We start from the raw sequence: 11,235 nt of genomic DNA, 5'->3' as shown, positions 1-11,235 counted from the left end.
CGTCTCTCGGGTGAATGAGCCAATCTCTCGGTGCTAGCGTGGCTGACCGTTTGCGAGGCTAGGATATGACAAGAAAAATAATGGCTGCACTGAGTGTAAGTGTCGCTGCGCTGTTATTAAGCGGCTGTGGAACTGTTAATAGCGTCATGCGCAAAGAGGGCGACACGGCGCGTGAGCTCAGGCTCGCAAAAACCTATTGCCAATCCATTCCCCGCGCTTACAGCGGCGTGGCCTTTGATTTCTGCATGCTGCACGCGGCCCCGGACCCCACCGGGTTCCTCATACCCTTCGTGCTCGTAGATATTGCGGTATCCGCGGTTGCCGATACGGTGGTTTTGCCCTATACGATTTATCGACAATCGGCCGACGGCAATATCAGCATCTATTGGCGTCCGGGCCGTTCATAAGCCTGTGGGTATAAAAGCACCTGCCCAGCTCATCGACTGGGCGAAAGGAGTTGTCCGTGAGTCGTGGTTTCAGAATCCTGCTGGTTTCAACCTTGTTATTGGCCTCCGGCTGCGGAACGATCAATACCGTCTTTCGTCCGGATGCCGTGGCCAGCCAGAACCTCAAGGAGTCACGCAGCCACTGCGAAAACGTGCCGCGTATCTACAGTGGGGTGATTTACGGTTTTTGTACCCTCAATGGCGAGCCTGCACCGGACAAAAGCCTGAAGGACCAAAGCCTGCTGGATCGCCAAGGCAATGCCTTTCCGATCATCGCAATTGAATTTGTCGCCTCTGGTGTCATGGACACCCTGATGCTGCCTTATACGATCTACCGCCAGAACAAGGACGGCAGCATCGAGATCTTCCGCTAGCCCCTCTCGGCGCTTGCCGCTAACAGCTTCCCACTGCTTTTAAGCTATAATCCCGCCCTTTAGCTGTTTCCCGCCCGGGCGGGAGGCACACTTTTTTCAGGCGCGATGCGCCTGCATGCAGACTAAAAGAGGCTAGACCCCAGTGGCATTGACGATTCTTGGCCTGTCCGGCGCCCTTAGCCATGATCCTTCCGCAGCCCTGTATATCGACGGCAAGCTGATTGCGGCCGCCGAAGAAGAGCGCTTCGTACGCGACAAACATGCAAAGAACCGCATGCCCTACGAGTCGGCGAAGTTCTGCCTGGAACAGGCCGGCATCAAGCCTTCGGACGTTGATGTGGTGGCGATCCCGTTTGCCCCGATCAGCCTGTTCGGCGAGGCGCGCTGGCACTACGCCAAGCGTTACTGGTACGCCCCGGACCGCGCCCTCGACGCGATCCTGATGGGCAACCGTCGCTACAAGCGCTATCGCAACAAGATCGTCTGGTGCCTGGAGCAACTGGGCTTCGATCCGAAGAAAATCAAGATCGAACCGGTTGAACACCACCTGGCTCACGCCTCCAGCGCCTACCACTGCTCGGGCTTCCAGGAAAAAACCGCGATCCTGGGCATCGATGGCAAGGGCGAGTACGCCACCACCTTCTTCGGCTACGGCGAAAACGGCAAGATCCACAAGATCAAGGAATTCTACGATCCGGATTCCCTCGGCGGCCTGTACGGCGCAATCACCGAGTTCCTCGGTTTCGAGATGCTCGACGGTGAGTTCAAGGTCATGGGCATGGCGCCGTACGGCGACGCCAGCAAATACGACTTCTCGCGCCTGGCCTCCTTTGAGAACGGCGAGTTGGTGATCAACACCGACTACGCCAACGTCATCGGCCTGCGCCGCTACAAAGAGAAGGGCAAGGGTTTCTACTTCTCGCCAAAACTGATCGAGTGGCTGGGGCCGAAACGCGAAGGCGACATCGCCGACGAGCCGTACATCCACTACGCGGCCAGCATGCAGGCGCTGTTCGAAAAGCTGGCCTTGCAGATGATCGACCATTACCTGGGCGACATCCTCAAGGACACCGGCAAGCTGGCCTTCGCCGGCGGCTGTGCGCTGAACGTCAAGCTGAACCAGAAAATCATTGCCCGTGACGACGTCAAAGAACTGTTCGTGCAACCGGCCTCCGGCGATGCCGGTACCGCTGTTGGCGCGGCTGCCTATGTGTCCCACGCCCGTGGCGTACCGGTCGAGAAGATGGAGCACGTTTACCTCGGCCCGTCCTACAGCAACGAAGACGTGATTGCCGCGTGCGCCAAGCACGAGAGCAAGCCGAACTGGCGCAAGATCGAGAACATGCCTAAGCGCATTGCCAAGATCATGGTCGACGGCAACCCGGTGGCCTGGTTCCAGGGCCGCATGGAGTTTGGCCCGCGTGCGTTGGGCGGTCGTTCGATCATTGGTTGCCCAAGTGCGACCGGCGTTGCAGATCGCATCAACCACCAGATCAAGTTCCGCGAGCGCTGGAGGCCATTCTGCCCGTCGATGCTCGACACCGTGGCCCCGCAGATGATCAAGGTCGATCACCCGGCGCCGTTCATGACCTTCACCTTTGAAGTTGCCGAAGAGTGGAAGACCCGCGTACCGGAAGTGGTGCACGAAGACGGTACTTCCCGCGCCCAGGTGCTCAAGCGCGAATACAACCCGCGCTACTACGACATGATGAAAGAGCTGGAAGTGCTGACCGGCAACGGCGTGTCCCTGAACACCTCGCTCAACCGTCGTGGCGAAGCGATGATCTGCTCGCCGACCGACGCGCTGAACATGTTCTTCGGTTCGGACCTGCAGTACCTGATCATGGAAGACATCCTCGTGGTCAAGGACGGCGTAGACCCTTATGACGCCGTGGTTTAAATGCTGAACCGCTTCCAGGGCTGGCGTGAACGTGGCTGGGCGCCTGTCGAGGCCGAGGTTTACGCCCAGGCCTGGCAGCGTTACGGCGGCAGCGTGGCGACCCATCCCCAGGTGATCGAACGCCTGGCCGGCCTGGCGCAGATACCCGTGCGCTACCTGGGCTGGGAGCAAGGTGGTGAACTCAAGGGGGCGATCGCCACCTGGGGGCGCGACCTGGCGCTGTCCAAGGACGTACTCAAGCGCAGCGGCAAAAAAGGCCTGTTTGACCTGGGCAATGCCGAGATCATCCTGCCGATTGCTGCCGATGCGCAGGTGCCGTTGCGGCATCGTGCGCGCTACCTCTCGGCGGTGAACGAGGGGCGCGTGAGCACCCTCAAGCCCCAGGCCGAGCAGTTGGCCATGGCGCGCACTCCTGAAGACCTGTCGAAGAAGTTTCGCTACAACCAGCGGCGTGAACTGCGCCTGCTGGAAGAGGCGGGCGGCGTGGTACGGGCGGTCAGTGAGTTCTCGAGCGTAGAACTGGCGGCGATTTATTGCGATCTGTTCCAGCGCCGTTGGGGCTTCCCGGCGGCGGGCGCGGCGCGTCTGGCCGAGGTGCTGGAATTGCTCAAGGAGTTCCTGTTCGGCTCGGTGCTGTTTCTGAACGACGCGCCGATTGCAGTGCAATTGGTGTATCAGGTGCAGTCCAACGAGTGGTTCAGCGCCGAGTATGTCAACGGCGGCGTCGACCCTGAAACCCGCGCCTTCAGCCCTGGCAGCGTGCTGAGTTTTCTCAATACCCAAAGTGCCTGGGAACAGGCGCGGGCGGCGAACAAGTCGCTGCGCTTCTCCTTCGGGCGTTCCGACCGCGAATACAAGGAGCGCTGGTGCAACCCGGTGCCGGTGTTCAGTGTATGAGCCGTAAACAGCAACTGCTCAAGCGTCATCGGCGTAACAAGCGTATTGCGCTGTTGATCGGCGTGTTGGTGTTGGTCGCGACTGGCGTATTGGTGGCCTGGTGGTTGCCGCTGATCCTTGCGGTGCTGCTGTGGGCCGCCCATGAGGCCTGGTTTGCCGATCACCTGTTTTACTCGCCCAAAGACAGCTATGAGTACGCGTTCCCGGCCGGCAGCGAGCAGCCCGGCTTGCGCCTGGAGGCGGGCCGGTTGCTGCTGGATGCGCCGTTGGCGGCGGATGAAACCCTGATCGTCGGCGTTGAGTTGAAAAGTACCTGGCTGGGGCGTTTCTTCGACCCTGCGGTGGACCTGTTGGGCCTGGAAACTCCAGACCGGCAAGCCTTCGAACGCGGCGTGGCGGGGCGGCGTTATCTGAACCTGACCGGCGCCGCCGAAGCCTTGGCCGCGGGCAACCTCCAATTGCGCGGGCGTTTTTGCCGGATCAAGGGGCAGCCGACGCTGTGGCGCTTTCGCCAGCCGGACTATCGCCAGCAACGTGTGATGGTGATCGCGCCCCATGCCGACGATGCCGAACTGGCTGCGTTCAGCCTTTACAGCCAGGCGACTGAAAGTTGGATCGTCACGCTGACGGCTGGTGAAATCGAAGCCGAGCATTATCAGCATATGGGCCTGCCCAAGGCTGAAGCTGCGCGCCTCAAGGGCCGTTTGCGCGCCTGGGACAGCGTCGCGGTGCCGCGCTGGGCGGGCGTACCCGAGGCGCAATGCGTGCAGTTGGGCTACTTCTGCATGCAGTTGCAAGCCATGCAAGCGGCGCCGGATCAGCCGCAAGCCTCCCGCGAAGCGGATTTGGCCGATACGCGGCTGTTTCGCCAGTTCAATGGTTTTGCCCTGCCTGGCGATGCTGATGGCGCGCCGACCTGGCACAACCTGATCGCCGACCTGCGGGCGCTGCTGCTCAAGGCGCGGCCCCAGGTCATCGTCCTGCCCACGCCGTTGCTGGACCCCCACGCCGACCATATCTGCGCCCACGCGGCAGTGCTGGAAGCCTTGCAGGGGCTGGCGTGGCAGCCCGACACATTGCTCGGCTACGCCAATCACCTGCATGATAACGACCGTTGGCCCATGGGCGATTCCGGCGCTGGCGTGGCGTTGCCGCCGCGTTTCGATAGCGCTGTGGAGCTGGTGCCGTGCAGTTTCGCCCTCGCCTTGAGCCAGCAGCAGGACAAGGCCATGGCCCTGGGCATGATGCACGACCTGCAGCCGCCAGCGCCGTTCAAGCGTCGAGTGCGTAGGTGGTTGCAGCAACTGCTGGCGGGCCGTAGGCCGTCGCCCTATGGCGAGAACGAATTCTTTCGCAAGGCCGTGCGCCGTCACGAGCTGTTGTGGGTCCTGAAGCAGGACTGAGAGCCGATTGAAGGCAGGCCGGTATGCGCCTGTCGCCCTTTTTACCGGGCTGCGTGCCCGTAGCCAGATCGCTGCATGGAGAGTTATGAAGCCTCGTTTCAAGGTTTTGCAGTTACAGCCGGACTACAACGTCAAGACCCATGACTTCGCGGACTTGGGTGAGCAAATCGTCAAATCCCTGCCGGCTGAGCGCTTTGAGGTGACCTCCGGATTTCTCAGCGGGCGCCCGCTGCCCGGCCAGCCCCTGAGCGTGGCCGAGCACTCGCATTATTTCGAGCTGCCGGAGAAGTCCCTCAAGGGCCTTCGCTTTGGCGCCATGTGGCAGATCTACAAGTACTGCCGCGAGCAGAAGTTCGACGTGGTCATCTGTAACCGCTTCAAGTCGGTGAACATGATGCTGTCGCTCAACCGCTGGTTGAAGATTCCGCTGTGCATCGGCATCTCCCACGGCTTTGGCGAGTACGCCCGTGGTTACCGTCGGCGTCAGACCCAGCGCTGGGTCAGCCCGGCGTGGCGCTTTGTCGGTGTGTCCGAAGCGGTCAAGGACTACCTGGTAGACCTCAATTGCGGCTTCACCCGTGAGAACACCACCTACGTCACCAACGCGATCGACATTCCCCAGGCAGAGGCTTTGCAGCTGTCCCGCGAGGACGCGCGCAAGGCCCTGGGCCTGCCCATGGATGCACGGATGATCGGGGCATTGGGGCGCTTGGTACCGATCAAAGGCCATACCCATCTGCTGCAAGCCTTCGCCACGCTCAAGGACAAATACCCTGAGGCGCAGGTGGGCATCATTGGTTCCGGCCGTGCCGAAGCCGACCTGCGCGCCGACATCGGGCGCCTGGGCCTGACCGGCCGTGCGCACTTGCTGGGCTTTCGCGAAGACGGCATGAAGTACGTGCGCGGCTTCGATATCTGGACGATGCCGTCGCTGTTCGAAGGCCTGGGCCTGGCCTTGCTGGAAGGCATGAGCGGCCATCTGCCGGTGATTGCCTCCAACGGCCCGGCGATGCTGCCGCTGGTGCAGGGCGCGGGCGGCTTGTCCCACGACCCGGGCAACGTCGAACAACTGGCTGCAGCCCTGGACACTTACCTGGCGCTGAGCGATGAACAATTACGTGCCAAGGGTGAAGAGGTGTTCCGCTATCTGGAGGCCAACCACACCCTCGACGAGTTCAAGCACAAGTACCTGACCCTGATTGAAACCGGTTTGCGTGAAGTAGGTAGAGCATGAATCAGCCACAACCCCTGGTCTCGGTGATCATCGCTTCCTACAACCATGGCCAGTACATCGAGCAAAGCATCCTCAGTGTGCTAGGGCAGACCTACCCCAATATCGAGCTGTTGGTGGTCGACGACGGCTCCAAGGATGACAGCGTCGAACGCATCCAGCGTTTGCAGGCCGAGCACGGCTTTGATTTCCAGGTGCAGCAGAACCAAGGGCTCAGCGCCACCTTGAACGGTGCGATTGCTCGCGCCAAGGGCAGCCTGATCGCACCGTTCGGTTCGGATGACATCATGTTGCCGGACCGTATCGCCACTCAGGTGGCGTATATGGACGGCAAGCCAAAGGTGGGCATGTGTGCCGGCAATATCGAACTGATCGACGGCGACGGCAACCTGCACCCGGAGAAGAAACAGCGTCGCGATGTGCCGTTTCGCCGTCTGGATTTCGACGACCTGTTCCTGGACCGCAAGCCGTTCCCGCCGGCGCCGACCATGCTGATTCGTCGGGAAGTGCTGGAGGAGGTCGGTGGTTTCGATCCGCAGATTCCTCTGGAAGACCTGCTGATCCAGCTGAAGATTACTGCGGCGGGCTACACCATCGACGCCCTTGACGTGGTGATGGCCAAGTATCGCCAGCACGCCAGCAACACGTACAAGAACCACCGCTACATGATCCAGAACATCCTCAAGACCTACGCCAAGTTCAGCGAGCACCCGGCTTATGACGCGGTGCGCTACAACTTCCTGAACTCGATGTTCCTCAAGACCGCCGACCGCGACCGCCCGTTGGCGCGGGAAATTCTCAAGCAGATCCCGTTGAAGTTCTGGGGGCGCAAGACCTTGCGTGGGCTGGTGCGGTTGTATCTGGCACCGCTCAAACACTGAACCGCCACCACACCCTGTAGGAGCGAGCTTGCTCGCGAAGAACCTCAACGATAACGCGTGTTTCCTGAATAAACGCGGTGCCGGTGAGTTTTTCGCGAGCAAGCTCGCTCCTACAGAGGGTGTTTACAGGCTTTGGACTTGCTCGCGGATTTTCGCGGTGGCGGCTGGGCTTGCCACCGAGGCGTAACCCTTGACCAGTTGTTCGAAATGCGTTTCGAACAGCCAGTTGCGGTCCTGGGGATAACGCTGCATGTGGCGCAGGTTACGTTGGCGCAGGGCGTGACGCAGCGAAGACGGGTAGATGCGCAGGTCAGCCACGTCGATCAGGGCGAATTCACCATCGTCCATCAACAACACGTTACCCAAGTGCAGCGAACGGAAGTACACGCCGCGCTCGTGCAGTTGCGCCATGAACCGGCCAAAGCGCTCCACCAGTGATTCACGCAGGCTGCTGTCCAGACTTTGCAGCGCTTGGCGCAACGTCAGGCCGGGCAACGGCGTGTAGCGCACTGCGCTGCTGGCGTCGCTCAGGCGGTAGAGCCCGAGGATGTGCGGCGTAGGAATGCCCAGGGTGCGCAATTGCTCGCTGTTGCTGGCAAAGCGCTCGGAGTACGGGTTGAAGCTGCCGGAGGTGTACCAGCGGCGTGGGCGGAACAGCTTGAGGAAGCTGCCGTCCTCCAGGCGCAGGACTTTGGGCCCCAGGCCATCGGCTTCAATCACATGGGCGTTACTGCACAGCTGTTCAAACGCGGCAGGCTTGAGGTTCTGCACCGGCATGCGCAGCAGGCTGCGATGGCGCTGGGCGAGGCTCAGACCGGTGATAATTGCCAGGGGGATCCACAGCAGGAACCAATGCTCCTTAGGGCGCGACAGAATGCCGCCGCCCTCGGTCAGGCCCGCACCGATGCCGTAGGCCAGCAGTGACGAAGCCAGGATGAACAGCGGCTGGGCGCGTTCCTTCAGGCCTTTGTACAGGCCCCAACCGAGCATGAATATCCACGGGATAAAACCAATGATACCGACGTAGTAGAGCACCCCGAGGGCAAAGCTGTGAGGTTCGCGCAGTTGGTCTCCATCTGGCAGAGTCAGAAACAGCTCGGAGTCGTAACTATGACCGAGCCACGGATGTTCGGAGATAAGCCGCAACGACATGCTCCACAGTTCCAGGCGGAATGAGCTGCCTCGTTCAGTAATCGATTCGGGGTATAGCAACAGGAGCGCGGCAGCACCCAGGACCATGCCGCTGAGAAGTAAAGCCGAGCGACGGTTGCGGCTGACAAAACTCATCCACAGGATGGACAGCGTCAACGCCACCAAAGGCGTACGTGAGCCGGTTGCCAGCACGGCCGCAGTCATGATTGCCAGCGCTGGTACGCTGAACCACAACACCTTCAGGCGCTGGGTGGTCATGCAGACGTACAGCCAATACACAGTGAAAAAGCCAAAAAGGTGCGAGCTGAGCAGCGGGTTATCTAGGGCGCCAAGGCCACCGATCATGCGCATGCCGGGCTGAAAGACTTTTGCAAACGCCACAACGTTACCCAGACTCACCACCAGCGCAATGATAGCAGCGCTAAAGAAGATAGGCTTGAACAGCTCATTGCGATAATGCAGCAGGAGGCCACAGCCACCAAACAGCATGAAGGTGTTCAGCGGCCGCTTGAACAGGTCGGTATCGGAACTGGGCTCAGGGCTCCAGAGCAGGCTGGTCAGAGCCCAAACGGAGAAGGATAGAAACGCAATAGCCAGGGGCTCCCTTAACAGATCCTTGAGTTCCCGGGGACGCATGAGCAGCAGAAACAAGGTCGGTACGCTGAACAGGATGTATACGATCCGATGCAGTACATTGCGATTGCCGACGAAGAACAGTGCACTTAGGAGCAGCAACAAGCCAACAGGTAAAATCCACAGGACCAGGAAGTCGAAAACGCGATTTGAGCCATAGATAAGGCGCTTGGAGTGCATACAGTAGAGCCATTCCAGAAATAGAAAGCCAACCATCTTAAGCTAGTGGCTAAGTAATGTCGCCGGTAGGATCCAACCGGGCCGCGGCTTACGCCGGGTGCAAGTACAACAGAGAAGCTGTGCTAAAGTCAGCCTCCTTTTTCAAAACGCCGCGTGATATGACCGACTCCAGTCCGAGCGCAAGCCCTTCGAGCTTGAAAATATACTTCCGCCTGCTCAGTTACGTTAAGCCCTATATGGGCTTGTTCGCGTTGAGTATCCTTGGATTTCTGATTTTCGCGTCGACCCAACCGATGCTGGGTTACATCCTCAAGTACTTTGTCGACGGTCTCTCCAATCCGGAAGCTGTGCTGTTCCCGACCGTGCCCTTTTTGCGCGACCTGCAATTGCTGCAGGCAGTGCCGCTGCTGATCATCCTGATCGCGGCCTGGCAGGGCCTTGGTTCGTTCCTGGGCAACTACCTGTTGGCCAAGGTCTCCCTGGGTCTGGTCCACGACTTGCGGGTGCAACTGTTCAACAACCTGCTGACGCTGCCCAACCGCTACTTCGATAACCACAACTCCGGGCATCTGATTTCCCGCATCACCTTCAACGTGACCATGGTCACGGGGGCCGCGACCGATGCTATCAAGGTGGTGATCCGCGAAGGCATGACGGTGATCTTCCTGTTCGCTTCCTTGCTGTACATGAACTGGCGCCTCACGTTGGTGATGATCGCGATCCTGCCGTTGATTGCCGTGATGGTCAGTACTGCCAGCAAGAAATTCCGTAAGCAGAGCAAGAAGATCCAGGTGGCCATGGGCGACGTGACCCACGTGGCCTCGGAGACCATCCAGGGCTACCGCGTGGTGCGCAGCTTCGGCGGCGAAGTCTACGAACAGAAGCGCTTTTTCAAGGCCAGCCAGAGCAACACTAACAAGCAACTGCGCATGACTCGCACCGGGGCGATCTACACCCCGGCGCTGCAATTGGTGATCTACTCCGCCATGGCCGTGCTGATGTTCCTGGTGCTGTACCTGCGTGGCGACGCCTCGGCGGGTGACATGGTGGCCTACATCACTCTGGCGGGCTTGTTGCCCAAGCCGATCCGCCAACTCTCGGAGGTCAGCTCGACCATCCAGAAAGGCGTGGCGGGCGCCGAAAGCATCTTCGAACAACTGGACGAAGACGTTGAGGTCGACCACGGTACTCTCGAGCGCGACAAGGTCAGCGGTCGCCTGGAAGTGCGTCACCTGAACTTCACCTACCCTGGCACCGATCGCCATGTGCTCAAGGACATCAGCTTCACCGCCGAGCCTGGGCAGATGATTGCGCTGGTGGGGCGTTCGGGCAGTGGCAAGTCGACCCTGGCCAGCCTGATCCCGCGCTTTTACCATCATGAAAGCGGTGAAATCCTGCTCGATGGCATCGAGATTGAAGACTACAAGTTGCTCAACCTGCGCAAACACATTGCCCAGGTCACCCAGCATGTGACCCTGTTCAGCGACACCGTGACCAACAACATCGCCTACGGCGACCTGTCCGGCGCGCCTCGTGCCGACGTTGAGGCGGCGGCGGCGGATGCCAACGCCAAGGACTTCATCGATCAGTTGCCCAAGGGCTTCGATACTCAGGTTGGCGAGAACGGTGTGTTGTTGTCCGGCGGCCAGCGTCAGCGTTTGGCGATTGCGCGTGCGTTGCTCAAGAATGCGCCGTTGCTGATCCTCGACGAGGCCACCTCGGCCCTCGATACCGAGTCCGAGCGGCATATCCAGGCGGCGCTCGATAAGGTCATGCAAGGCCGCACAACCCTGGTGATCGCGCACCGTTTGTCCACCATCGAGAAGGCTGACCTGATCCTGGTGATGGACGACGGGCGGATTGTCGAGCGCGGTACCCATGGCGAGTTGTTGGCGCAGAACGGCTATTACGCCCGCCTGCATGCCATGGGTCTGGATGCACCGGTGCAGGCTGATATCACCTGATCCAACAGGCATCACGGTGTAAAAGAAATGTAGGCGCGAGCTCGCTCGCGAAAAACCTCAACGATAAACCGCGCTTCCTGAATAAACGCGGCGTCTGTGAGTTTTTCGCGAGCAAGCTCGCTCCTACAGAGAGTAAATCCCCTCCTACATTTGCCCTGCGGTGGTCGCAAGCCA

Annotated in this window: 9 protein-coding genes; 8 read left to right on the top strand and 1 reads right to left on the bottom strand. The window is 60.1% G+C overall.

Annotated features, from left to right (window positions below):
* The first annotated feature begins 80 nt into the window (after nucleotides 1-80).
* The 7 genes from V8689_RS27380 to V8689_RS27350 all read left to right on the top strand — a co-directional run bounded on the left by V8689_RS27380 (nucleotide 81) and on the right by V8689_RS27350 (nucleotide 7,132).
* On the top strand, nucleotides 81-407 hold the full coding sequence (locus V8689_RS27380) for a YceK/YidQ family lipoprotein (protein WP_056782727.1): 327 nt from the start codon (nucleotides 81-83) through the stop codon (nucleotides 405-407).
* A 56-nt stretch (nucleotides 408-463) separates the two neighbouring features.
* The gene (locus tag V8689_RS27375; RefSeq protein ID WP_044270881.1) at nucleotides 464-820 is read left to right on the top strand and encodes a YceK/YidQ family lipoprotein; all 357 of its coding nucleotides are present in this window, start codon (nucleotides 464-466) and stop codon (nucleotides 818-820) included.
* Between the two features lie 142 nt (nucleotides 821-962).
* On the top strand, nucleotides 963-2,720 hold the full coding sequence (locus V8689_RS27370; RefSeq protein ID WP_014716634.1) for a carbamoyltransferase family protein: 1,758 nt from the start codon (nucleotides 963-965) through the stop codon (nucleotides 2,718-2,720).
* The gene (locus V8689_RS27365) at nucleotides 2,721-3,617 is read left to right on the top strand and encodes a GNAT family N-acetyltransferase (protein WP_056782728.1); all 897 of its coding nucleotides are present in this window, start codon (nucleotides 2,721-2,723) and stop codon (nucleotides 3,615-3,617) included.
* Entirely contained in the window at nucleotides 3,614-5,020 is a 1,407-nt protein-coding gene (locus tag V8689_RS27360; protein WP_056782729.1) for a PIG-L family deacetylase, read from the top strand. The genes V8689_RS27365 and V8689_RS27360 overlap by 4 nt, the downstream gene beginning before the upstream one ends.
* A gap of 85 nt (nucleotides 5,021-5,105) precedes the next feature.
* Nucleotides 5,106-6,254: a glycosyltransferase family 4 protein gene (locus V8689_RS27355; RefSeq protein WP_056782730.1), complete on the top strand. Its 1,149-nt coding sequence runs from the start codon at nucleotides 5,106-5,108 to the stop codon at nucleotides 6,252-6,254.
* Complete coding sequence (locus V8689_RS27350) at nucleotides 6,251-7,132, top strand: glycosyltransferase (protein ID WP_056782731.1); 882 nt, start codon at nucleotides 6,251-6,253, stop codon at nucleotides 7,130-7,132. The genes V8689_RS27355 and V8689_RS27350 overlap by 4 nt, the downstream gene beginning before the upstream one ends.
* A 123-nt stretch (nucleotides 7,133-7,255) precedes the next feature.
* Here V8689_RS27350 and V8689_RS27345 read toward each other — a convergent pair whose 3' ends face one another.
* Nucleotides 7,256-9,097, bottom strand: a complete 1,842-nt coding sequence (locus tag V8689_RS27345; protein WP_056782732.1) for a bifunctional O-antigen ligase/aminoglycoside phosphotransferase family protein — start codon at nucleotides 9,095-9,097, stop codon at nucleotides 7,256-7,258.
* A gap of 158 nt (nucleotides 9,098-9,255) precedes the next feature.
* On the opposite strand from V8689_RS27345, the gene msbA reads away from it, so the two are divergent.
* Nucleotides 9,256-11,061, top strand: coding sequence for a lipid A export permease/ATP-binding protein MsbA (msbA, locus tag V8689_RS27340; protein ID WP_056782733.1), 1,806 nt, complete (start codon nucleotides 9,256-9,258; stop codon nucleotides 11,059-11,061).
* The last annotated feature ends 174 nt before the right edge of the window (nucleotides 11,062-11,235 follow it).

This window comes from Pseudomonas sp. AK181 (genome assembly GCF_051122975.1).
In the GTDB taxonomy this organism is placed as follows: Bacteria; Pseudomonadota; Gammaproteobacteria; order Pseudomonadales; family Pseudomonadaceae; genus Aquipseudomonas; species Aquipseudomonas lactis.
This window is presented reverse-complemented; position numbering and strand designations above follow the sequence as displayed.